Source organism: Kitasatospora sp. NPDC101108, assembly GCF_055584725.1.
On sequence record NZ_JBVJLM010000009.1, the window covers coordinates 293,654 to 318,550 of the forward strand.

14 protein-coding genes are annotated in these 24,897 nt (G+C 72.6%); 10 read left to right on the forward strand and 4 right to left on the reverse strand.

Features of this window, described 5'->3' with window-relative positions; genetic code table 11:
• Window positions 1-363: 363 nt before the first annotated feature.
• Window positions 364-1,131: a glycoside hydrolase family 12 protein gene (locus ACZ6Z8_RS21655; RefSeq protein ID WP_465611667.1), complete on the reverse strand. Its 768-nt coding sequence runs from the start codon at window positions 1,129-1,131 to the stop codon at window positions 364-366.
• Between the two features lie 650 nt (window positions 1,132-1,781).
• On the opposite strand from ACZ6Z8_RS21655, the gene ACZ6Z8_RS21660 reads away from it, so the two are divergent.
• The 10 genes from ACZ6Z8_RS21660 (at window position 1,782) to ACZ6Z8_RS21705 (ending at window position 19,438) form a co-directional block, all read left to right on the forward strand.
• Window positions 1,782-3,422, forward strand: a complete 1,641-nt coding sequence (locus ACZ6Z8_RS21660) for a glycoside hydrolase family 27 protein (protein ID WP_465611668.1) — start codon at window positions 1,782-1,784, stop codon at window positions 3,420-3,422.
• 320 nt (window positions 3,423-3,742) lie between these two features.
• Window positions 3,743-4,837, forward strand: a complete 1,095-nt coding sequence (locus ACZ6Z8_RS21665; protein ID WP_465611669.1) for a sugar ABC transporter substrate-binding protein — start codon at window positions 3,743-3,745, stop codon at window positions 4,835-4,837.
• 97 nt (window positions 4,838-4,934) lie between these two features.
• Window positions 4,935-5,714, forward strand: a complete 780-nt coding sequence (locus ACZ6Z8_RS21670) for an ATP-binding cassette domain-containing protein (RefSeq protein ID WP_465611670.1) — start codon at window positions 4,935-4,937, stop codon at window positions 5,712-5,714.
• Entirely contained in the window at window positions 5,711-6,988 is a 1,278-nt protein-coding gene (locus ACZ6Z8_RS21675) for a sugar ABC transporter permease (RefSeq protein WP_465611671.1), read from the forward strand. Before ACZ6Z8_RS21670 ends, ACZ6Z8_RS21675 begins: the two co-directional genes overlap by 4 nt.
• Before the next feature lie 29 nt (window positions 6,989-7,017).
• Window positions 7,018-8,250, forward strand: a complete 1,233-nt coding sequence (locus ACZ6Z8_RS21680; protein ID WP_465611672.1) for an ROK family protein — start codon at window positions 7,018-7,020, stop codon at window positions 8,248-8,250.
• A gap of 262 nt (window positions 8,251-8,512) precedes the next feature.
• Entirely contained in the window at window positions 8,513-10,027 is a 1,515-nt protein-coding gene (locus ACZ6Z8_RS21685; RefSeq protein WP_465611696.1) for a TIGR02677 family protein, read from the forward strand.
• Complete coding sequence (locus tag ACZ6Z8_RS21690; RefSeq protein ID WP_465611673.1) at window positions 10,024-11,241, forward strand: TIGR02678 family protein; 1,218 nt, start codon at window positions 10,024-10,026, stop codon at window positions 11,239-11,241. Before ACZ6Z8_RS21685 ends, ACZ6Z8_RS21690 begins: the two co-directional genes overlap by 4 nt.
• A gap of 37 nt (window positions 11,242-11,278) precedes the next feature.
• Window positions 11,279-15,382: a TIGR02680 family protein gene (locus tag ACZ6Z8_RS21695; protein ID WP_465611674.1), complete on the forward strand. Its 4,104-nt coding sequence runs from the start codon at window positions 11,279-11,281 to the stop codon at window positions 15,380-15,382.
• Window positions 15,379-16,605 carry a TIGR02679 family protein gene (locus ACZ6Z8_RS21700; protein ID WP_465611675.1) on the forward strand — a complete coding sequence of 409 codons (1,227 nt, stop codon included), beginning with the start codon at window positions 15,379-15,381 and terminating at the stop codon, window positions 16,603-16,605. Before ACZ6Z8_RS21695 ends, ACZ6Z8_RS21700 begins: the two co-directional genes overlap by 4 nt.
• A 238-nt stretch (window positions 16,606-16,843) precedes the next feature.
• Window positions 16,844-19,438, forward strand: a complete 2,595-nt coding sequence (locus tag ACZ6Z8_RS21705) for a SpoIIE family protein phosphatase (protein ID WP_465611697.1) — start codon at window positions 16,844-16,846, stop codon at window positions 19,436-19,438.
• 75 nt (window positions 19,439-19,513) lie between these two features.
• Here ACZ6Z8_RS21705 and ACZ6Z8_RS21710 read toward each other — a convergent pair whose 3' ends face one another.
• The 3 genes from ACZ6Z8_RS21710 to ACZ6Z8_RS21720 all read right to left on the reverse strand — a co-directional run bounded on the left by ACZ6Z8_RS21710 (window position 19,514) and on the right by ACZ6Z8_RS21720 (window position 24,766).
• Window positions 19,514-20,641: an NADH:flavin oxidoreductase gene (locus tag ACZ6Z8_RS21710; protein WP_465611676.1), complete on the reverse strand. Its 1,128-nt coding sequence runs from the start codon at window positions 20,639-20,641 to the stop codon at window positions 19,514-19,516.
• Window positions 20,642-20,789: 148 nt separating this feature from the next.
• Window positions 20,790-22,238, reverse strand: coding sequence for a leucyl aminopeptidase (locus ACZ6Z8_RS21715; RefSeq protein WP_465611677.1), 1,449 nt, complete (start codon window positions 22,236-22,238; stop codon window positions 20,790-20,792).
• Entirely contained in the window at window positions 22,235-24,766 is a 2,532-nt protein-coding gene (locus ACZ6Z8_RS21720) for a tetratricopeptide repeat protein (protein WP_465611678.1), read from the reverse strand. The genes ACZ6Z8_RS21715 and ACZ6Z8_RS21720 overlap by 4 nt, the downstream gene beginning before the upstream one ends.
• Between the last annotated feature and the right edge of the window lie 131 nt (window positions 24,767-24,897).

Sequence of the window (24,897 nt, forward strand, 5' to 3'; positions counted from 1 at the left end):
GCGTGGACCTTTGGCGGTCCGGGCGGTGTTCGCCCGGGCACCTTCCACACGAGTCCCGCCGAGGAACGGTTCAACGTCGGCGGGAAATTTTTTTCCGCCTCCGTGCCGGCCGGGTCGCGGCCTGTTGTTTCCCGGGGGACCGGCCCCGCACCGCGCCCGACTTCACCGTCGACACCAGCGCGAATGTGCTGTGCGGCAACGTGCAGACCGCCAACGCCACCGACCACATCGTCGACACCGTCCTGAGAGGTGGTTCGCGCGCTTCGCCGCCATCCCAAGCGGGCCACCTCCTCCGGAGCGCCGCCGCCCACGCACTGTGCGGCATCGAGCGGGCCCAACCCGCCTGTTCCTGCGGGACAGCCCTCAGATGGTTGATCCGCCGCCGGAGGTGTTGCTCCACCAGGCGCTGTAGGCGTTCAGCGAATACCGCTTCTGCACGCCGCTGGTCGAGGTGATCTCGATGCCGAACTGCATGGTGTCGAAGGTGGTGTTGTGCAGGAGGTTCTGCGACGCGGCCCAGCGCCAGACCGCCGAGGCGTCGACGGTACCGGTGGTGCTCTGCTGGGCGGGGATGAGCTGCAGGACGTTCCAGCCGGGACTGGCCTGCCAGACCGAGGCGTACAGGACGCCACCGATGGTCACGTTGGACGCGATCCGCGTCCCCCAGCCGCCGGCTGCCGTGCCGGACCAGCTGGTGAAGACCATGATCTCGTCCTGGTTGCTGGTCGACCAGAGGTCGCTCGTCCAGTCCCACCAGTCACCGCCGGCGACGGGAGCCGACGAGGTGTTGTACCAGAAGCCCGCCGAGTTCAACTGCGACAGCGGCGTCTGGGGCCGGACCCCGGTGTTCGGGTAGGACTTGACCCCGCCGCCGGAGTGGTTGGCATCGACGTACCAGGACTTGATGCTGTTCACGGTCAGGCACTGCGGGCCGTGGTTCTGTCCCCAGATGTCGTTGTAGACCGTCCAGGTGCCCTGGGTGTACTGACCCCACTGGTCGCAGGTGGAGTACACCTGGGCCTGCGCCGGAGTCGCGAAGCTCAGGAACCCGGCGATCACGGCGGCGATCAGGGCCGGCCGACCGAACCGGGCCGACTTCCTGCCGATGGATTCAAGGGTTTGCCATCTCATGTGTCCCTCCAAGGACGGCGATGGATGGGTCACGGCCCCCGGCCTGGTGGTGGGACCGGGCTCGCCGGATGCAGGTGCGCAGTGTCGAAGCGCTTGGCTGGACGGTAATGACGGGGCGCCTGCTCAGCAAGGCTCTGTGCAGGAAGACACCTTTCCTTCATGGCATCACTGTCGAAAGCGCGTCGAATGGCATCGACGCCCGCCATGGCCTTCGCGGGACAGCTCCCCGTCCTGGTGGATGCGGTGAATGCTGGGACAATTGACGGCGTGACAGGTGAAAAACCGCCTGAAACAGGGGAGTTGGGAACGAGCGGGGCCAGTCGACCCAACAGCTCATCTGACGACGCATGTGACCCGGTGATCGCGCCAGGGGGTGTCCACCGGGCGGCGCGCAGTGCTGCAGGAAGGGTTGACACTGTGTGCGGGGTGCTGGAAGCTCCCATTGGCCGACGCCGGGGACATTCACCCCGGTGGTTTTTTCGTGACTGATTGTTAGCGCTAACAATCCGGAGCCGCACCGGAAACCGGCGTGCACTGCCCCTGTCCGGAGTCCCCACCTCCCGCAACGGTGGGGCCGTCCAGGAGCCGCATTGTCATGCCCACGAAGATTCCCCTCCTCCCATCACCCCATCCACCAGGAGGCGACCACCATGCTCCAAGCGAACCTGCGCAGGACGCTCGCCTGCGTCCTCTCGGCGTTGCTACTGTCCTTGGCGCTTCCGCTGCTCTCGCTGGCCGCGGCGTCGCCGGCTGCGGCGCTGGGCAACAATCTGGCGCTCACGCCGCCGATGGGTTTCAACGACTGGAACGCCTACGGCTGCAACGTCTCCGAGCCGCTGATCAAGAGCACGGCGCTGGCCATGCACAACAACGGCATGCAGAGCGCCGGGTACCAGTACGTCAACATCGACGACTGCTGGATGACCCACGCCCGGGGCTCCGACGGGCGCCTGGTACCTGATCCGAACAAGTTCCCGGACGGGATCAAGGGCACCGCCGACTACGTCCACTCGCTGGGGCTGAAGCTGGGCATCTACGAGGACGGCGGACTGCAGACCTGCGGCGGCTTCCCGGGCAGCCTGGACCACGAGACCACGGACGCGCAGACCTTCGCCGCCTGGGGCGTGGACTACCTGAAGTACGACAACTGCTATGCGGGGCCGGGCTGTTCGCTGAACTCCTGCCCCAACGGCACCAAGGTGCCCGCCCAGACCCGGTACACCACGATGCGCGACGCGCTGGCCGCGACCGGCCGGCCCATCCTGTTCAGCCTGTGCAGCTGGGGCGAGGACGGCGTGTGGACCTGGGGCGCCGGCGTCGGCAACAGCTGGCGCACCACCGGCGACATCAACGCCAGTTACAACAGCATGTTGTCGATCTTCCACAGCAACGTGAACCTGGCCGCCTACGCCGGGCCCGGTCACTGGAACGACCCGGACATGCTGGAGGTCGGCAACGGCCCGCTCACCGACACCGAGAGCCGCTCGGAGTTCAGCCTGTGGGCGGAGATGGCGGCTCCGCTGATCGCCGGCACCAACGTCGCCTCCGCGAGCCCGGCCACCCTGGCCACGCTCACCAACGCCCGGGTGATCGCGGTGGACCAGGACTCGCTCGGCAAGCAGGGCACCCTGGTGTCCTCCGTCGGCGGTCTCGACGTGCTGGCCAAGCCGCTGGCGAACGGCGACGTCTCGGTGGCCCTGTTCAACGAGACCGGATCGACCGCGACCATCAGCACCTCCGCCGCCGCGATCGGGAAGACCGGCGCTGCCGGCTACGGCCTCACCGACCTCTGGTCCGGGGCGACTTCGACCACCACCGGCCCCATCAGCGCCTCGGTGCCGGCGCACGGCACCACCATGTTCCGCGTCACGGGCGGCGCCGGCGGCGGGACGGACCAGACCGGCCCGGTGCACGCGGTCGGTGCGGGCAAGTGCCTGGACGTGCCGAACTCGACCACCACCCCCGGCACCCAGGTGCAGATCTGGGACTGCAACAACCAGCCGAACCAGACCTGGACCCGCACCGCCTCCGGCCAGCTGACGGTCTCCTCGGGCGGCACCCAGATGTGCCTGGACGCGTACAACGGCCAGACCTCGCCCGGTACCAAGGTCGAGATCTGGACCTGCAACGGACAGCCCAACCAGCAGTGGACCCGAAACGCCGACGGCACCGTCACCGGCGTCCAGTCGGGACTCTGTCTGGACGTCAGCGGAGCGTCGACGGCGAACGGCGCGCTGGTCCAGCTGTGGGCCTGCAACGGGCAGAGCAACCAGCAGTGGAAGCTCGGCTGACCACCGCTCGAAGCCCCGCTCGAAGCCCCGCTCGAAGCCCAGCTCGAAGCCCCGCTCGAAGCCTCGTCCGGGCCCGGCACCGGCTCGCCCCCAGGGCGGTGCCGGGGTCGGGCCCGGGTGCGTAGTCGATCCGTGGCCCCCCGAGGGCGTTGCGTACGAAGGGTCGGCACGAGGGGTTGGCGGGCCTCACCGCAGGCCGTATGTTGTCGCAGGCAACAAAAGGGCCGGTTGCTTGCCCGCTGCGTGCCCGTGCCCTTCCCCCACCCTTCGTCAGCCGCACGTCCGGCGCTGTTCGGACACGCCTCGAAAGGACCCTGCCGATGCGCAAGGGATTCCTGTTCGCCACCGCTGCCGTGTCAGCGGCCCTGCTCTCCACGGTCACCGCCTGCAGTTCCTCGGGCTCCGGTGCCGGCCCGGCGGGCGCCAAGAAGCCGAAGATCGGCGTGATCCTGCCGGACAGCAAGTCGTCCGTCCGCTGGGAGACCGCGGACCGGCCCTACCTCGCCGCGGCCTTCAAGGCTGCCGGTGTGGACTACGACATCCAGAACGCCGAGGGCGACAAGCAGGCGTTCCAGACCATCGCCGACCAGATGATCACCAGCGGCGTGAACGTGCTGGTCATCGTCAACCTGGACAGCGGCACCGGCAAGGCCGTCCTCGACAAGGCCAAAGCACAGGGCGTGGCCACCATCGACTACGACCGGCTCACCCTCGGCGGCTCCGCCCAGTACTACGTCAGCTTCGACAACACCCAGGTCGGCAAGCTCCAGGGCCAGGGCCTGACGAAGTGCCTGACCGAGGCGGGCGCCAAGAACCCCGTCGTCGCCGAACTCAACGGCTCCCCGACGGACAACAACGCCACCCTGTTCGCCGACGGCTACAACAGCGTGCTGGACCCGAAGTACGCCTCCGGGGAATACACCAAGGGCCCCAACCAGTCGGTGCCCGACTGGGACGACGCCCAGGCCCAGACCATCTTCGAGCAGATGTACACCAGCCGGCCGGACGTCGCCGGAGTGCTCGCGGCCAACGACGGGCTGGCGAACGCGGCCATCGCCGTGCTGCGCAAGAACCACCGCAACGGGCAGGTGCCGATCACCGGTCAGGACGCCACTGTGCAGGGCCTGCAGAACATCCTGGCGGGCGACCAGTGCATGACCGTCTACAAGGCCGTGAAGAAGGAGGCCGACGCGGCGTCCGCCCTCGCGGTGGAGCTGGCGGGCGGCAAGAAGAGCCAGACCAAGGCCACCGTCAACGACCCGACGGGCAAGCGTGACGTGCCGGCGGTGCTGCTGGCTCCCGAGGCCGTCTTCAAGGACAACATCCAGGACGTCGTCACCGACGGCTACGTCACCAAGGCGCAGCTGTGCACCGGCGACTACGAGGCGCTGTGCACGAAGGCCGGCATCAAGTAGCGCGAGCGCCGGCCGTACCGGTGGGTCCCGGCCGTACCGGTGGGTCCCGGCCGCCGGTGGACGGGGCCCACTCCGCCAATCCCCAGGAGCCTCACCCATGACAGAAACACCGACCCTCGAACTGCGCGGGATCAACAGGAGCTTCGGCCCCGTCCAGGTCCTGCACGACGTCGCGCTCACCGCCTACGCGGGAGAGGTCACGGCCCTCGTCGGCGACAACGGAGCGGGCAAGTCGACGCTCGTCAAGTGCATCGGCGGGATCCACCCCATCGACGCCGGGGACTACCTCTTCGAAGGCCGGCCGGTCCAGGTGCACAGTCCGCGCGACGCCGCCGCGCTCGGCGTGGAGATCGTCTACCAGGACCTCGCGCTGTGCGACAACCTCGACATCGTGCAGAACATGTTCCTGGGCCGGGAGAAGCGGCGCGGCATCGTGCTCGACGACTCGACCATGGAGGAGATGGCCGCCGCGACCCTCAAGGGGCTGTCGGTGCGCACCGTCAAGTCCCTCCGCCAGAAGGTCTCCAGCCTCTCGGGCGGCCAGCGCCAGACCGTGGCCATCGCCAAGGCGGTGCTGTGGAACAGCAAGCTCGTGGTCCTCGACGAGCCCACCGCGGCGCTGGGCGTCGCCCAGACCGCGCAGGTGCTGGAACTCGTGCGGCGGCTGGCCGACAACGGGCTGGCAGTCGTCCTCATCTCGCACAACATGAACGACGTCTTCGCGGTCTCCGACCGGATAGCCGCCCTCTATCTCGGCCGGATGGCCGCTCAGGTCAAGGCCTCCGACGTGACCCATGCTCAGGTCGTCGAACTGATCACCTCGGGCCGCAGCGGCGACCTGGGCCCTCGGACCACCCCCAACGGAGCCGCCGCGTGACCTCCGCCCTCGCCTCCCAGAAGCCCGAGCGGCCGAACCGCCCCACCGACCCCGCGGAAGACCGGCCCCCGACCGCCGGCCTGGGCGACATCGGCCGCCGCTACGTCGAGCAGGTGCGCGCGGGCGAGCTCGGCGCCCTTCCCGCCATCGCCGGCCTGGTCGTCCTTTGCGTGTTCTTCTCCCTCCTGCGCCCGGTCTTCCTGTCCAACCTGAACTTCGCCAACCTGCTCACCCAGAGCGCGGGCAGCATCGCCATCGCCACGGGGCTGGTCTTCGTCCTGCTCCTCGGCGAGATCGACCTGTCCGCCGGATACGCCAGCGGCGTCTGCGCCGCGGTCCTGGCCATCCTGCTGACCAACCACGGCTGGCCCTGGTACGCCGCGGTGGCCGCCGCCGTGCTGACCGGCGCGGTCATCGGCCTGCTCATCGGCACGCTCGTCGCCAAGGTCGGCATCCCCTCCTTCGTGGTGACGCTGGCCGCGTTCCTCGGTTTCCAGGGCGTCGTCCTGATCCTGCTCAAGGAAGGCACGAACGTCTCCATCAAGGACCCCACCATCCTGGCCATCGCGAACGACAACCTCAGCCCCGCCCTCGGCTGGGTCCTGCTGGCCTGCTGCGCCGCCGGGTACGCCGCCCTGCAACTGCGCCACAGCCGCGACCGGCGCGGCCGGGGCCTCGCCGGCACCCCGGCGGCACTCCTCGCCATCCGGACCGGCGCCGTCGTCGTGCTCGGCGGCGCGGCCGTGTACCTGCTCAACCAGGAGCGCAGCCGCAACATCGTCATCGGCTCCCTCACCGGCGTGCCCATCGTCGTGCCCGTGATCGTGGCCCTCGTCCTGCTCGGGACGTTCACCCTGCGGCGGACCGCCTTCGGCCTGCACATCTACGCCGTCGGTGGCAGCGCCGAAGCCGCCCGCCGGGCCGGGATCAACGTCGCCTTCATCCGCACCGCCGCTTTCGTCATCTGCTCCTGCCTGGCGGCCGTCGGCGGCATCATCGCCGCCTCCCGGGGGAACTCCGTGGACCCCAACACCGGCGGGAGCAACGTTCTGCTGCTCGCCGTCGGCAGCGCCGTCATCGGCGGCACCAGCCTGTTCGGCGGTCGCGGCCGCGTCGTCGACGCCGTCCTGGGCGGCCTGGTCGTCGCGGTGATCCAGAACGGCATGGGCCTGATGGGGTACAGCTCGGGCGTCAAGTACGCTGTCACGGGATCGGTTCTGCTGGTGGCCGCCGGTGTGGATGCCATGTCCCGCCGCCGCACAGCCCGACGATGAGCCCATTCCCACGGTGAGGGTGGCCCGCCATGAAAGCCGGTCCTTCCCAGGAAGAGGTCCGCCAGCAGAACCTGGGCGCTCTGCTGCGTCTGGTCCACTTCGACGGGCCGACCTCGCGGGCCGTCCTGGCCACCCGGCTCGGCCTCAACCGCAGCACCATCCTGGGCCTGGTCGGCGATCTGACGGCGGCGGGCCTGGTCCGCGAGGAACTGCCGCAGGAGACCGGCCGGGCCGGGAGGCCCTCGCTGGTCGTCCGGCCGGAGTCCGAGCGGGTGCACGTCCTGGCGGTGGACCTGGGCGTGGAGCGCCTGGCCGCAGCCCTCATCGGACTCGGCGGCGTGTTCCTGGACAGGCGCGAGTGTCCCTGGCCCGACGGGCAGCCGCAGGACCCCGCACGCGTGGCCGCTGTCCTCGCGGGATTCGCCCACGAGATGCTGGCCGGCACACCGGCCGGCAGCTCGTGCGTCGGCGTCGGCGTGGCGGTACGCGGCATCGTCCGCCATCCCGACGGGCTGGTCAGCCTCACCCCCAACATGGGCTGGAAGGGCGTCGACTTCGCCGGCGCGTTCGCCGACCGGCTGCGCCTGGACCTGCCGGTCCTCGTCGCGAACGAGGCCAATCTCGGTGCGCTCGCCGAGCACCGGCGCGGCATCGGCCGCGGAAGCCAGAACCTCGTCTACCTCCATGGCGAGATCGGCATCGGCGCCGGAGTGATCATCGACGGTGAACTCCTGCGCGGCGAACGCGGATATGCCGGCGAGGTCGGCCACATGACCGTCAACCCGCACCGGGGACGGCCGTGCGGCTGCGGCGCCCGCGGCTGCCTGGAAGCCGAGGCAGGTGAGCGTGCCCTCCTGGAAGCCGCCGGCCGGGACGGCCGCGTCACCGGGGCCGACGCCGTTCGGTCGGTCGTCACCGCCGCCGACCGCGGAGACGTCACCGCGCGGGAGGCTCTGCACCGCGTCGGAGACTGGCTCGGCATCGGCATCGCGAACGTCGCCAACCTCCTCGACCCGGACCTGGTCATCCTCGGCGGCACCCTCCGGGACGTCTTCCTCGGATCCGCCGCACAGGTGCGCAGCCAGATCAACACCCTTGCCCTTGCCGCAGTGCGGGAGAACCTGCGGCTGCGGACCAGCGAACTCGGTGCTGACACCGTCCTGATCGGCGCCGCCGAACTCGCGTTCTCCGAGGTGCTCACCCGACCGCTGGAGACGCTCACCCGCACCTCGAAGCAACTGACACCCCCCGAACCTGAGTAAACCGGCGGGCCACCTCGGCGCCGTGGGCAACCGCCCACAGTCCGATTCGGCCACAAGCCCTGGCACCGCGACCTGATCGCCGCCCACCGTGCCTACCGCCGGCGGTAGTTAGCGCCGGTCACTGCGGACCGGAGCGGCGCGTCCACCCGGTCGCTGGTGCTCAGATAGGGCTACGGGCTGTTCAGGTCGAGTGTCGGTGCGTCCGCGTACTGTAGTGCCGGGCAGAGGGGGAGGAGAGCCGTTGCGCAGGGTGCCGCCGGAGATGTTCCGGTTCACGACGGGGGACAAGGCCGAGCTCTACGGCGCGATCCTCCGGGCCTTCGGCGCGGCCAACGAGCGGTTGGAGACCGCGCTCGGGCTGGACGAGGTCCGCACCCGGCTGCGGACGGTCGGTTGGCTCGACGCGGTCCACGACGACGATCTCCAGGACGCGCTGGGGAAGCTCAGGGAGTGGCAGCTGCTGGACGTCGTCCAGAACCACGCGGAGAACTACCGCACCGCCGAGGAGTACGAACGCCGCAACCTCCAGTACTCGCTGACCCGGCGAGGAGAGGCGGCGTTCGCCGGAGTCGAGCACGCTCTGTCCGTGCTCGACTCGACGGGCGCGCTGCAGACCGCGGTGCTGGAGGCGATCACGGACCGGCTCGACGAGCTGTACGTCCTGCTGGGCGACCCCACGTCCTCGGACCGTCGGGTGTTCACCACGCTGCAGGAGCTGGAGGGCCACCTGGAGGCGCTGCTGACCAACACCAAGGCGTTCAACGGGGAGTTGCAGCGCCTGCTGCGGGCCGAAGGCGCGGACCTGGCGACCTTCCGCGAGGTGAAGGCCGCGACGGTGGCCTACCTTCAGGAGTTCCTCGTCAACCTCGACCAGCGGGGACAGGCGGTGGCCTCCGCCGTGGAACGGGTCGAGGAGCGCGGGGTGAGCCTGTTGCACGAGCGGGCGCTGCGGGGCGCCGAACTGCCGCCGGTTGCCGACGGCGATCCCGCCCCGGCCTGGTTGGAGCGGCGCCGGGCGCGCTGGGAGGGGCTGCAGGCCTGGTTCCGGCCGATGTACGGGGCGCGACCGCGCGTGGAGCAGCTGCACGACGTGGCCCGGCGGGCGATCGTGACGCTCCTGCAGGTCCTCGACCGGATCACCGAATCCCGGCGCCGTTCCTCCAGCGCCGTCCAGGACTTCCGGGAGCTGGCGCGCTGGTTCGCCGCGGCGCCCAGCGAGGACGACCTGCACCGGCTGTGGTCGGCCGCCTTCGGGATCGGGCCGGCCCGCCATGCCCATCTCGCCCACCCGGACCCGGAGTTGGTGCCCTCGTCCGGCAGCTGGGCGGAGGCCCCGCCGGTGGAGGTGTCGGCGCTGCTGCGCACCAGCGGCCGCACCGAGAGGTTCACCCGCACCGGCAAGGTGCGCGACATCGGCGCGATCAAGGCGGCCAGGGCCGAGCGGGCCCGCAAGGAGCGGGCCGAACTCGAAGCGGCCTGGGACCTCCTGGGCACCGGCGGCCCGGTGCGGCTCTCGGGCTTCGACGTGCTCGATCACACCGTCTTCGAGCGCCTGCTCGACCTCCTCGGCCGGGCGCTGGCTGTGCGGCCGGACGGCAGCGGCGCGCGCCGGGCGGTGACCTCGGACGGCCGTATCGAGATCGTGCTCCGGCTGCCCGCCGACAGCGGGCGAGCTGTCCTGCTGACCTCCCGGGGGAGACTGGAGGCGCCTGACTACCTGGTGGAGGTCCGCAGCCCGGGCAGCGCGCGGCAGCCCGTCGGAGGGACGGCGGAATGAGCTTTCTCGCGAACCAACTGGTCCTGGCCGAGCGACAGGACGTCGCCCGAGGCATCAGACTTCTCCTCGGCCGACCGCTGATCACCGAACGCGGCGATCAGCCCGCGTTCGAGCTGATCCGCCGCCGCCAGGATCCGTTGACGAAGTGGTTCGACTACAACTGCGGCTGGCAGCTGGTGGTGGAACCGCGCCTGGGGTACGCGCGCCTGCTCAAGATCCGGGCCGTCGCCCACGACGCCTCGCGCCCCGCCCGCCGGCTGCGGTCCGGCAGGGCTCCGTTCGACCGCCGCCGCTACACGCTGCTGTGCGTCGTCGCGGCCGAGCTGCTCCCGGTGCCGGTGACGACGGTCGGCCTGCTCGCCGACCGGGTCGTCCAGGCCTGTGCCACCGATGAGGCGCTACCTCCGTTCGACACGGCGAGCAAATCCGAGCGCATGGCCTTCGTTGACGTCCTCAAACTCCTGGAGTCCTACGGCGCACTCCTCACCGTGGACGGCGTCACGGAGAGCTTCGTGGACTCGGCGAAGGCCAAGGTCCTCTACCGGGTGGACGCCACGGTCCTGATGCGTCTGCTCGCCGCGCCCGTCGGCCCGTCGCGACTCGCCGTGCCGGCGGAGGAGGTACCGCTGCGCTTCGAGGAACTCCTGCGGGGCACGGTGCGGGAGAGCAGGTACGGCGGCGCCGACGCCTCCGACGCACAGCGCAACCTCCGGCTACGGCACTCGGTGCTGCGCCGGCTCCTCGACGATCCCGTCCTCCACCACGACGAACTCGGCGCCGACGAACTGGCCTACCTCACCTCGCCGACCGGGCGCCAGATCGTCCGCCGCGCCGCCGAGCAGGGCGGCTTCGTGCTGGAGGAACGGGCGGACGGCCTGCTGCTCGTCGACCCGGACGGGATCGCCACCGACAGCCGCTTCCCGGACGACTCCGCGACGGCCCGCGTCGCCGCACTGCTCCTGCTGGAACCGCTGACGGCCGCGCCGGACGGGCTGACCCCGGAACAGCTCACCGTCGAGGCGAACGAACTCCTGCGGCGTTTCCCGCAGTGGGCGAAGAGCTACCAGTCGGAGGACGGCGCCCAGCGCCTCACGACCGACGCCGTTCGCGTCCTCGGCGACTTCGGCCTGGCCCGCCGGATCGGCGACCGCACCGTTCCCCGGCCCGCGGCGTACCGGTACCGGGCCACCGGGCCCGCCGGTCCGGCAACCTGACCAGACGGCCCCGCAACCTGACCGGAGAAGACTTCCGATGACCGTGACACAGCTCCCGCGGGGCGGCTCCGCGTTCCCGAAGCAGGCCGAAGCGACCGCACGATGGCAGCCTGCCAGGGCCGGCATCCTCAACGTCTGGCGCTACTACGACGAGACCTTCACCTTCCACCAGGGCCGACTGCTCCTGCGGGGGCAGAACGGAACCGGCAAGTCCAAGGCCCTGGAGGTGCTCCTGCCGTTCCTGCTCGACGCCAGCCTGCGCCCCAACCGGCTGTCCACCTTCGGCGGCTCCGAGCGCACCATGCACTGGAACCTGATGGGCGAAGGCACCTCGGGCAAGACCCGAGTCGGCTACGTGTGGCTGGAGTTCGTCCGCGACGACCGAGCAGACGACGGCGGTCCCGCCTGGTTCACCTGCGGCGCCAGACTCCAGGCCAGCGTGCACACCACCGGCGTCACCGTCGACTACTTCACGACCGGTGCGCGGATCGACCGTCCCGGCGGTCTCTCCCTGGTCAACGACGCGGGCCAACCGCTCACCCGCGCAGCCCTCGCCGAAGCCCTGCGCGACCGGGGCGAGCTGCACGGGTCGCCGGCCGACTACCGCAACTCGGTCCGGAGCACACTCTTCCCCGGGCTGAACGAGCAGCGCTACGACGCCCTGATCACCGCACTGCTCCAGCTCCGCACCCCCAAGCTCTCCGAGCGCCTGGATCCCTCGCTCCTGTCCTCCCTGCTCTCGCGGGCGCTGCCCCCGCTCGGCCAGGGCGAGATCACCGAACTCGCCGAGGGCTTCGAACGCCTCGACCGCCAGCGCGAACACCTGAGGACCCTGGACGACGAGGTGGCCGCGGCCACCGCGGTCGCACAGCAGCAGCGCGGCTACGCCCAGCGCGTCCTGCGCGCCGGGGCGGCCGCGCTCATCTCGGCGACGACGGAGATGGACAACCTCACCCGCATCGCCCGGGAGAGCGAGGAGGAGCACACCCAAGCCCTGCGCCGGCGCGACGAGGTCAGGGAAGCGCAGGAGGAGCTCGAACATCGGCGGCAGGAAGTCGACGGCGCCATCGAGGGGCTGCTCGACTCCGAGGTCTACCGGCAGGGCCAGGAAATCGATCAGCTCCGCCGCAGGGCCGACCAGGCCGCCGGTACGGCCGACCGTCTCCGCGCCGCCGCCGATCGCAAGGCCCGCACGGCCGCCGAGGACGCCGCACGCGCCGACGACGCCCGGCAGCGCTCCCACCAGCGGGCCGAGCACACCCGCGCCGCCCGGGAGGACACCCGCGGCGCGGCGCGGCGAGCGGCCATGGAGTCCCTCTGCACCGAGGTGCAGACGGTGCTCGACACTTCACCGGGCACGCCCGGGGACACGGGCGAGCAAGGGCGCACGGCACGTCGCCTGCTGCGTGGCGCGGTCGCCGCACGGCACGGCCAGATCACCCGGGTCCGCGCCGCCGTTGAACAGCACGAGCGCTCCGTCGCGGACCGGACGACGGCGGAGCACCACCTCGACACGGCGCGCGAGCGCCTCGCCGAGGCGACCGCGCGGCGCGACGGGAACGTCCGCGCCTATGAGAACGCCGTCGACGAGCACGCCGAACTGCTGCGCCGGTGGGCGACGGCGGACTGCACCGAGCTGCACATCGACGACGTGGAGGAGCTCGCCTCCCGCGCCGCCGTCGAGACCGACGTCCTCGCGCTGGTCGAGGCTGCCGCCCGCGCGGCGGAGAGCGCCGTCACCGCTGAGGAGACGACCACCCGGGCCGGCTGGGGCGAGGCCCGGGCCCGGCGCGACCGGTTCGCCGAGGAGCTGGAACGCACTGCGGCCGCGACCGATCTGCCGCCGGTGCCGCCGCGGACCCGCACCGCCGACCGGTCGGCCCAGCCGGGCGCGCCGCTCTGGCGCCTGCTGGCGTTCCGGCCGGACGTGCCGTCCGCCGACCAGGCGGGGATCGAGGCGGCCCTGGAGGCCTCCGGCCTGCTGGACGCCTGGATGACCCCCGACGGCGGCCTCGCCGTCGCCGGCCACGACACCCTGGCCGACCCGGCATCGGCCGTGCCCGCGCCGGGCCCCTCGCTGCTCGACGTCCTGGCTCCCGAACCCGACGGTCCGGTGCCGGTCGGCCGGGTGGAGCGGCTGCTGGCCGGCATCGCCTACGGCTCCTCGCTCCCGACGGGCCATCCGGCCGCCGTGGCTTCCGACGGGAGCTGGCGGCTGGCGACGGCGGTCGGCTCCTGGTCCAAGGAGGAGTCCAGTCACATCGGGGCCGCGGCCCGGGAACGTGCCAGGCAGCGGCGCATCGCCGACCTCACCGCCGAACTGGCCGAGGCCGACACCGCCGTCACCGCTTTCGAGATACGGCTGCGCGCACTCGTCGACCGCCGGACGCGCCTCGGTGCCGAGCTCCGCTCCCGGCCGCACCACCGGGAGGTGGAGCAGGCCAAGCGCGCCTGGGAACGGTCGGAGTCCGAGGTGGGCGCCCGCGAGGACGCCGTGCGCGAGGCCGTCGAACGGCTGGCGCGGCAGGAGGACGCCGTCGCGGTCGCCCTGCGCGCCGTCGCCGTCGCCTCGGCAGAGCACGCCCTGCCGACCGAACGCGCCGCACTGGACGCAACCGCCACGGCGGTCGATGCGCTGCGCGAACAGGCCGACGCCTGGCTCGACGCCCACCTCGCCTGGGCGGCCGCCCAGCAGGCCTGGGACACCGCGCGCAGCCATGCCGAGGCGTCCCACGGGGCGGCAGCCGAGAGCCTGGCGGAGGCCGAGGCCGCCGAGGCCGCCGCCCGCGGCCTCCGAGCCACGCTCCTGGCCGTCGAGAGCACCGTCGGCGAGGACTACCGCCAAGTGGCCGGCCGGATCAGCGACTTGCGCGCGGAGCTCGACCGGATCCGCCGGGAGATCGAATCCGGCACCCGGGCACTCATCGCTCTCGAAGGCCGGATCGGCTCGCTGAGCGCCACCATGGCCCAGGACGCGGCCCGGCGCGATGACGCCGTGGCGGCCCGCAACGAGGCCGCCCACGGATTCCGCCGTCTCTGCGTCCTCGGATTCCCTGACGACGCGGGCCTCGGCCTCACCCTCACCTCCGTGGACGGCACCCGCGCCACCCTCGAAGCGGCGCGCGAGACCGCCGCCGCGTGGCCCAACCTGCCGCACGGTACGAGGAACCTCGGCGACTCCCTGAACCGGCTCTCGGAGGCCGTACACCGAGCCCGCCAGAGCCTCAGCAGCCGTGCCGACCTGGAACTCGAAGCGGAGGAGGACATCCACGTCCTCACCGCGACGGTCGACGGCATCCGGGTCGGCGCGACCGGTCTGCTCGCCATCCTCACCGGCGACCGTGACCGCAGCCAGGACGACATCACCGCCGCCGAACGCGGCCTCTTCGACCGGACCCTCACCGGCGACACCCGCCGCCACCTCGCCTCCCGGATCCGCCAGGCCGGTGAACTCGTCGAGCGGATGAACGGCCACCTCGAACGGGTCCGCACCGCCTCCAGGGTGGCCGTCCGGCTGGTGTGGCAGATCCACCCCGACCTGCCCGCGGGCACCCGGACGGCCCGTGAGCTGCTGCTCAAGGACCCGGCGCGGATCACCGAAGCCGACCGCGAGGCCCTGCACGCCTTCTTCCGGGGCCGCATCGAGGAGGCCAAGACCCGCAACACGGCGGCGACGTGGGAGGAGCAGCTCGCCGAGGTCCTCGACTACACGGCCTGGCACCAGTTCGTCGTCAAGCTGGACCGCGCCAACGGCACCGGGTGGCAACTGCTCACCAAGAAGCTCCACGGCGCGCTCTCAGGAGGTGAGAAGGCCATCGCCCTCCACCTGCCGCTGTTCGCCGCTGTGGCCGCCCACTACGAGGCGGTGCCGCAGTCCCCGCGGCTGATCCTGCTCGACGAGGTGTTCGTCGGCGTCGACACCGTCAACCGCGGGCAGGTCTTCGGTCTCCTCGCGGCACTCGACCTCGACCTGGTACTCACGTCCGACCACGAGTGGTGTACCTACCGGGAGCTCTCCGGCATCGCTGTCCACCAGCTGATCACCGGCGGTGACGGCGACGACGCCGTCACCAGCGCCCGCTTCACCTGGACGGGCACCGAACTGCTGCCCGACGAAGCCGACACGGGGGAGCCGACGTGACCGACGGCCACCCCCTCGACCTCCCCGAACTCCGACCGCTCTGGTCGGCCGTCCACGACCGGCTGTCGAGCGGCCGTCCCGTGAGCCGGGTGCGGTCCGGTCCGCTCGACGACGCCGGTCGGGAGGCACTGGCCGACCTGCTCGGACTCGACCGGCTTCCCGGCGCCCGACCGACGATCCCCCTCGCCGGACTCGACGGTGCCGTGCTGGATGCCTGCGGCAGACCTGTCCGGGACGTGGTCGCCGCCATCCTCGGTCCGATCCACGACCGGGCCGCCGAGCGTGAGCACAGGACCGCCCGGCGCGACGCCCTGTGGGAGTGGCTGGCCGGACACGAGGTGGTCACCGCCCAGCCCGTCCTGCTGGAGTGGGTCGGCCATCTGCGGACCAACGGCCTCGTCAACGGCTCACCCGACCGGACCCGGGGCCTGCTGACCGCCGCGCTCGCCGTTCTCGCCGCCCTGCCGGCCGACGGCGAGCCGCTTCCGGTCCTCGCCGCCCGCCTCCTCGACGGTGACTCCCACGCCCTCGACGACGGGACCCGGCTGTCCTCCGTCGTCCTGCGCGCACTGGCGGTGCTGTACGGGACCGACATGCCGGACGCCGCCGAGGGGCGACGCGCCCTCTGGAGCCGGGCCGGAGTGGCCGACGACGAACTCTCCGCCACCGTCCTCGCCGCCGGGCTCCGTCTCGGGAGACAAGGCCCGGCCGCCCGGATCTCCCGCATCTGCGCCGAGGTCGGCCACCCCGTGAGCCTCACTCTCGCCCAACTCCGCACGCCCGGCGAACTCACCTGCCCCGCAGGACCGGTGCACATCACCGAGAACCCCAGCGTGCTCGCCCTGGCCCTACGGCGCTTCGGCCGCCACTGCCCACCGCTGGTCTGTACCTCCGGCTGGCCCAACACCGCCGTGATCCACCTGCTGCGCCGACTCGCCGAGGGCGGCGCACCCCTGCGTTACCACGGGGACTTCGACGGCGAGGGCATCCGGATCGCGGCGCACGTCCTGGCCAAGACCGGAGCCACGCCCTGGCGCATGGCAGCCGACGACTACCGGGCGGCCGTGGCCCGGGTTCCCGGGGGGCCCGATCCGGGGCGCCTCACGCCCGCACCGTGGGACCGGGCGCTCGTCGCCGCCATGGTCGAAATGCGCACCGCGGTGGTCCAGGAGGTGGTCGCCGACCTCCTCCTGGACGATCTCGCGGGCCACCGACACGGATAGGAGCGGCAGCCCGTTCGACGGACTCCGACGGTGGGAGATGGGAGGCGCGCTGCCCGTTGCCAGAGCCCGCTCGTGCTCCTGGCGGGACCATGGGTGTATGGCGAAGGACACGGGCTCCTCTCCCCGGCCTCCGGACCGATCGGGCGTCCGCCGGAGGCGGCGGCCACGCCCTGTCCCGCCGGAGCCGTCGGTGCGGCGGCTGCGGTCGGTGATGGGCATCCGCAGCGTCGCCGGTCAGATGTTCGTCCTGCAGGTGTTGATCGTGCTGCTGCTCGTGGTGGCGGCGGTCGTCGCGCTGCTGGTCGAGTCCCGCAGTGACCGGTTCGCCGCAGCGCGTGACCGCTCGCTGGCGGCGGCCGAGGCGTTCGCCCACAGCCCCGGCCTGGTGGCGGCGATCGAGGGCCCTGATCCCAGCGCGGTGCTCCAGCCGTTGACCGAAGAGGCCCGCAAGGCCGCCCAGGTCGACTTCATCGTGGTGACCGACCGGAATGGCATCCGCTTCACCCACCCCCAGCCGGAGCAGATCGGCAAGAAGTTCGTCGGCACCATCGGGCCGTCGCTGCAGGGCGGGATCACCGTCGAGCAGGTGCACGGCCCGCTCGGCCAGGAGTTCCAGGTGGTGGTTCCGGTGGAGGACGCCCGGGGCGCGGTCGTGGGCATCGTGTCGTCCGGGATGAAGGTCGCCAACGTGAGCAGCGCGATCGACCGCCAGCTGCCGGTCGTCCTGGCCGCCGGTGCCGTCGCGCTCGGCCTGGCCACGACCGGAACCGCGCTGGTGGGCAGGCGTCTCCTGCGGCAGACCCGCGGCTTGGGGCCGGAGGAGATGACCCGGATGTACGAGCACCACGACGCGGTCCTGCACGCGGTGCGCGAGGGCGTGGCCATCGTCGGCGGTGACGGCCGGGTCCTGCTCGCCAACGACGAAGCGCGGCGGCTGCTCGACCTGCCCGCCGACGTGGAGGGACACGCCGTCGCCGACCTCGGCCTCGCCCCCCGTACGACCGAACTGCTGACCTCGGGCCGTGCCGTCACCGACGAGGTCATCCCCGTCGGCGACCGACTGCTGGCGGTCAACAACCGCCCGACCGACACCGGGGGAGGCCCGCCCGGGAGCGTCACCACCCTGCGCGACTCCACCGAGCTGCTCGCCCTCGCGGGTAAGGCCGAGGTCGCCCGTAGCCGGCTCAGGCTCCTGTACGACGCGAGCGTGGCCATCGGAACCACCCTGGACGTCCGGCGCACCGCGGAGGAACTCGCCCGGACGGCCACCCGGGAATTCTGCGACTACGCGACCGTCGACCTCGCCGAAGAGGTCCTGCGCGGCGACGAGCCGCGGACCCTGACGGTCGGGGCCCCGGTGGTACTGCGACGGGTGGCCGTCACGGGCGTCCGGGACGATTCGCCGCTGTACCCCCAGGGGGAGCTGGTCACGTGGGCCGGGGGCACCCCGCAGGCGGCGGGCGTCGTCAGCGGGCGCTCCGCGCTGGTCCCCGAGCTGGCGACCGACTCCGGGTGGCGCAGGCAGGACGCCGAGCGCACACAGGCGGTGCTGGAGTTCGGCCTGGCGTCGATGGTCGCCGTGCCCCTGACGGCGCGGGGTGTGCTGACGGGCGTGGCCTGCTTCTGGCGCAGCCGGGACAGGGGCCCGTTCGACGAGGACGACCTGTCCGTGGCCGAGGAGCTGGCCGCCCGGGCCGCCGTGGCCGTCGACAACGCCCGCCGCTTCACGCGCGAGCACACGATGGCGGTCACCCTGCAGCACAGCCTGCTGCCGCGCGCGCTGCCCGAGCAGAGCGCGCTCGACCTCGACTACCGCTATCTGCCCGCCCAAGCAGGGGTCGGCGGCGACTGGTTCGACGTCATCCCGCTGTCGGGAACCCGGGTCGCCCTCGTCGTCGGCGACGTGGTCGGCCACGGACTGCACGCGGCCGCGACCATGGGCCGCCTGCGCACCGCCGTCCAGAACTTCTCCACCCTGGACCTGCCGCCGGACGAGCTCCTCGGGCACCTGGACGAACTGGTCGCCCACATCGACCAGGAGACGGCCGCGGCCGAGGGACAGCTCTCGATCACCGGCGCCACCTGCCTCTACGCCGTCTACGACCCCACCACAGCGACCTGTGTCCTGGCCCGGGCGGGTCACCCCCCGCCGGCCCTCGTCCACCCGGACGGCACCGTGGAGGTCCTCGTCCTCCCCGCCGGCCCGCCGCTCGGCCTGGGCGGGATGCCCTTCGGCGCCACGGAGGTGCGCCTGCCGCCGGGCAGCAGCCTGGTGCTCTACACCGACGGCCTCGTCGAGGACCGCACCCGCGACATCGGCGTCGGCCTGGACGTCCTCAGCACCACCCTGGCCCACCCCGACCGGTCGCCGCAGGAGGTCTGCGACGCCGTGCTGTCGGCCCTGCTGCCCGCCCGGCAGTCCGACGACATCGTCCTCCTCGTCGCCCGGACCCGCGTGCTGGAGCCCGACCGGATCGCCGAGTGGGAGGTGAGCGCCACGCCCGCGGCCGTGGCCCGGGCCCGCGCCGACGCGGCCCGACAGCTCGCCGAGTGGGGCCTGGACGAGGCCGGCTTCGTCACCGAACTCGTGCTCAGCGAGCTGGTGACCAACGCCATCCGCTACGCGAGCGGGCCGATCAAGGTGCGCCTGCTCTACGACCGCACACTGATCTGCGAGGTCTCCGACACCGGCAGCACCGCCCCCCACCTGCGCTACGCGGCCGCCGAGGACGAGGGAGGCCGTGGGCTGTTCCTCGTCGCCCAGCTCGCCGAACGCTGGGGTGTCCGCTACACACCCGAAGGCAAGATCATCTGGGCCGAACAGTACCTGTAGCCGACCGCCCCGGTCGCGACGGCGGCTGCCACCTCCCCGGGAGCCGGGCTTCCGGGGAGGTGGCGGGGCGGGAGGTCAGCTCAGGGTGCTGATCGCGGACGCGTCGTAGGGACGGAGGTCGGCGAAGCGGCCGCCGAGCACCTTGGCGGCCCACTCCGGGTCCTGGAGGAGGGCGCGGCCGACGGCGACGAGGTCGAACTCGTCGCGCTCCAGGCGGTCGAGGAGGTTGTCGAGGCCCTGGAGAGCGGAGCCCTGGCCGGCGAAGGCGCTCAGGAAGTCGCCGTCGAGGCCGACGGAGCCGACGGTGATGGTGGGGCGGCCGGTGAGCTTCCTGGTCCAGCCGGCCAGGTTGAGGTCGGAGCTGTCGAACTCGGGCGTCCAGTAGCGGCGGGTCGAGGCGTGGAAGGCGTCGACGCCGGCCTCCGCGAGCGGGGTGAGGATCGCCTCCAGCTCCTGGGGGGTCTCGGCGAGGCGGGCGTCGTAGTTCCCCAGCTTCCACTGCGAGTAGCGGAAGATCACCGGGAACGCGGGCGAGACGGCCTCGCGCACCGCGGCGACGAGCTCGGCCGTGAACTTCGTCCGGGCGACCGGGTCGCCGCCGTAGGCGTCGGTGCGCCGGTTGGTGCCGGCCCACAGGAACTGGTCGAGCAGGTAGCCGTGGGCGCCGTGCAGTTCGACGCCGTCGAAGCCGATCCGCTCGGCGGCCGCGGCGGCCTCGGCGAACGCCTGGACGACGGCGTCCAGGTCGGCCCGGGTCATCGCCCGCCCCGCCCCCTCGGTGCCGTCCAGCCGGATGCCGGACGGGCCGACGGCGGGGGCGCCGGCGAAGGGAGGGTCGTTCTGGTCGCGCACCATGCCGATGTGCCAGAGCTGCGGCACGATGGTGCCGCCCGCCGCGTGGACGTCCTCGGCGACACGGGCCCACCCGGCCAGCTGCTCCTCGCCGTGGAAGCGCGGGACGTCGTCGCTCTGACCGGCGGACTCGTGGCCGACGTACGTTCCCTCGGTGACGATCAGGCCGACCCCTGCGGCAGCGCGCCGCGCGTAGTACGAGCGCACGTCCTCGCCGGGCACGCCGCCCGGGGAGAACTTGCGCGTCATCGGCGCCATCACGATGCGGTTGGGCACGGTCAGCCCGTTGATCGTGACGGGCCGGGACAGGATCTCGGTCGCGCGGGAGACAGAGGGCTCAGTGACGGTCATGGGATTCCTCGCGGATGGCAGTGGATGGTGCCGGGACGGAAACGGTTGCCCGTGCCAACCACTCCGACGGCCCCCGCATTTCGCCCGCCGCACCGGACCCGCTGTGATCCGCGCCACTCCTCGCCGCCCCGCCCCGGACGGTCAGGTCCTAGGCGTAGCCGGTGAGGAGTTCGGCGAGGGTGCGGACGCCGAAGCCGGTGGCGCCGGCGGGCCATTCGGCGTGGTCGGCGTCGGAGAGGGCGGTGCCCTGGATGTCGAGGTGGGCCCAGGGGATGTGGGGCGGGACGAACTCGCGCAGGAAGTGGCCGGCCAGCAGGGCGGTGCCGTGCCGGGTGCCGAGGGTGTAGTTGACCAGGTCGGCGATCCGGGAGCGGAGTTGGGGCCGGTAGGCGTCCGGCAGCGGTAGCGGCCAGAGCGGTTCGCCGGCTCGGGCGCCGGCTGCGCGCAGGCGGTCGATCAGGGCGTCGTCGGTGCCCATCAATGCGGCGATCCGGCGGCCCAGGGCGATCGCGGCGGCGTCGGTGAGGGTGGCGATGTCGACGATCGCCTGCGGCTTGGTTTCGGCGGCCAGGACGAGGGCGTCGGCCATGATCAGGCGGCCTTCGGCGTCCGCGTGGCAGATCTCGACGGTGGTGCCGTCGCGCATCACCAGGACGTCCCCGACCCGGATCGGATCGGCGTTGGGCATGTTCTCGGTGAGCGGCAGCCAGGCGTCCACGGCGACGGGGCAGTTCAGTGCGCCCAGCACGGACATCGCGCCGAGGACGGCGGCCGCTCCGGCCATGTCGGCCTTCATGCCGGCGAGGTGCGCGTTGGGCTTCAGGGACAGGCCGCCGGCGTCGAAGGTGACGCCCTTGCCGACCAGGGCGATCCGTTCGGTCCAGTGGCGGGGCCGGTAGCCGAGCTTGACCAGCCGGGGCGGCACCAGGGAGCCCCGGCTGACCCCGAGCAGTCCGCCCAGCCGCTCGGCGGCGATCCGCGGGCCGTCCCAGACCTCGCAGTCCAGCCCGGTCTCCGCGGCGATCCCGGCGGCGTGTTCGGCGAAGGCGGGCGGGGTGAGGGCCTCGCCGGGTTCGTTGACCAGGTCCCGTGCCAGGAGGACGGCTTCGGCCAGCCGGCGGCCCTCGAACAGGCCGCGGGCGGCGTCCGGGGTCTGCGGGGCGAGCACCTCGACGAGCTGGTCGGTCGGCGCGCCGGCGCCGCTCCGGTACCGGGTGAACCGGTAGCCGCCGAGCAGGTAGCCCTCGACCAGCGGCCGCAGGTCCGGCCCCGGCGGATGGACGGCCAGGTGCCGGTAGACGGAGACGGCCCGGGCCAGCCCGGCCGCCGCGGCCCGGATCGCGTCCCGGTCCAGCCGGTCCCGCGGTCCGACGCCGAGCAGGACGGTCACCGGAGTGCCGGGCAGCTGCAGGACCTGGCCCACCTCGCCGTCGAACCCGGTGCCGGCCAGGTACGCGGCGGGCAGGCCGGCGGGCGGCTCGCCGGCCCACACCGGCCGCACGACGGCCTCGGCGCCGGACCCCGCCCCGGCACCGGCACCGGCACCGGCCTCCGCTCCGGGGTCCGTCTCCGGGCGCAGCACCCAGGTGACGCTCACGCCCGCTCCCGCCGGGCGGCGCGCCGGGCCGCGCCCCAGGCCTCCAGGTCGGCCAGGTAGGTGCGGGCCAGCTCGTCCATGCCGTTGGCCGCGCCGACCGCCGCCCAGCCGCGGGCCGCGGAGATGGCGTACGGGTCCAGCCGGAGGGCCTGGAGGTAGCAGTCCTCGGCGAGGACCGGCTGGCCGGCCCGCCGGAAGCACTCGGCGGCCGACGCGTAGCCGAAGGCGGTGGAGACCGGGCCGAGCCGGGCGGTGCGCAGGTAGCTGTCGGCCGCCTCCCGGGGGAGGCCGCGCCGCAGCAGGCCCTCCGCGACCTCGATGTGGGTCTTGGGCTCGTACGGGTCCAGGGCCAGCGCCTCCGCGACCAGCCGGTCGCCCCGCTCGTCCTCGCCGAAGGCGTAGCACTCCTTGGAGCGGCTCTCCACGCAGGCCCGCAGGTTCTCCCGCTTGAGGAACTCCTGGTACGGCCCCTCGGCGGGCACCGCCCGGGCGAGCTCCTCCGCGCGGTCCATGTCGCGGGCCAGCAGGTCGCGGTCCCTGGCCATGAACGGCACGAAGCTGACGCTGCGGTAGAACCGGCTCTCCGCCATCATCTTCTCGAACTCGGAGCGGTCCGGGTCCGCCAGCAGCTCCTCCATCGCCCGGGCGCCGATCTCCCGCCAGCGCGTCGCCTCCTCCAGCGAGCGGGTCTCGCGGGCGTGGAACACCACCGCCACCACGGCGATGACGAACCGGAGGTGGGTCGGGCAGGCCGGGTGTTCCGCGACGGCGAAGGAGGTCTCCGGGGTGGCCACCGCCCCGGTGCCGATGGAGCCGACGTAGCGCACCAGGTCGCGCCAGTGGTGCAGCCGCAGCTCGGCCGGGGTCCGGAGCCGGTCGACCGGCACGGCGGGGATCAACTCCAGGACCAGCTTGGTGAATCCGAGCCGGTACAGCACCATGGCGATCCGCTGCTGCCGCTCGGGCTCGCAGCCCTCGAAGTCCTCCAGCCATTCGCACAGCCGGTTCCAGCGCGGCGTGCGCAGGTGCTCGGGCAGGTCGGCGGGGTGTTCGACCGCGAACTCGGTCAGCCCGGACTCGCGGACCAGGTTGCCCCGGAAGGCCGGCGGCATGAGGCGCTGCCAGTTGACCTCGGCCCGGTCGCTCCCGCGCTCGGCGAACTCGTAGGCCAGGCTGGGCAGTCGGGCGTACAGGCCGGGGGATTCGGACTCGCCCAGGTTGAAGTACGAGGCGTACATCCGGTAGTGCCAGTTGTTGGTGTACGGCCGTTCCCGGTCCCGGGTGGCGGCGCGTTCGGTCAGCTCGGCCAGGGGGTGGTCGCCGTCCCGCCGGCAGGCGTCCAGCAGCGCGTCCCTGGTGGCGCCGGCGCGCGGTGCGGCGCGGAAGGCCCGTTCGTTGAGCACCCGGGCGAACTCGGTGTGCCCGAGCTCGCGGGCGCAGTCGGCGGCCCGCAGCAGGGCGAAGCCGGTGCCGAAGGGGCCGAGCCGGGCGGCGTGCAGGTAGCCGGCCAGCGCCTGCTCGTGCTCGCCCGCTCGCTCGTGGGCCTGTGCCGCCTGCATCCGGATCTTCACGTCCGACGGGTCGAGGGCCAGGCCCTCCTCGACGGCGGCGCGCTCGGCCTCGGCGTCGCCCATCCGCACCGCGATCTCCAGGTGCCGGTCGAGCAGCCGCCGACGGGTCTCCAGCAGGACCAGCTCGTCGTCCTGGTCGGGGGCGGTCAGCTCGGCGACGCCCGCCCGGACGTCGGCCAGCAGTGCCCGGGCGCCGGCGAAGTCCCGCTGCCGCTCGGCGTACATCACCTCGCGCAGCGCCAGCCGGGCGGTCAGCACGGTGTGGGTGAAGGTGGTGAGCTCGCCGGCGATGTCCTTGAGCAACTCCCGGGCGCGGCCGAGGAAGACGGGCGCGGCCGAGTCGTCCCCGGCGTGGCGGGCGAGCAGGTAGCCCCAGCCGGCCACCGCCTGGACGTGGGCGACCGTGGGCGCGGGGTGGTCGGCCAGCACCCGGTAGGCGGCCGCGGCCCGCTCGGAGAGGCCCTCGGAGCCGAACAGGGCGGCCGCGCGGGCGGCCTGCACGGCGGCGGTCACCTGGTCCTGGCAGACCGCCGGGTCGAGGTCCGCCGGGACGACGTCGAGCACCGCGCCGGGGAGGCAGACCGCGAGCAGCCAGTGCGCGAGGCCGGACCGGTCCAACTGGTCCAGCTCGGCGTGCCGCCGGTACGCCTCGGTCATCCGCCGCCAGGCGGGGGAGGCCAGCTCGTCGGGCAGGTCGGTCGGGACCACCGCCCGGTAGGCCGTCAGCCGGGACTCCTGCACCAGCAGCCGGCGGTAGCTCGCGGGCATCGACATGCCGAATCGCAGCGCGCCCGGAGAAGGATTCTCGAAACGCCTGGCGGCGAGGACCGCGGACCGTGCCTGAATGACCGTGGCCGGTGATTCGGCGCCGTCGAAGTACGGGCGGTGCACCTCGTAGGTGAGCCAACTCGGCGCGTTGACCCCGACGATTCCGTGACTGAATTCCCACCGGTTCACGCGGTAATTCCTCTACATTTCGTGGGCCGGGCGCCGGGCGATCGGCAAGATGCCCCGCGGTGAAATCCGGGCGTGCCCGGATTCCACCGCGGGGTGGTGGTGGAGCGCCGGGATCAGACGCCGGCGTCGTC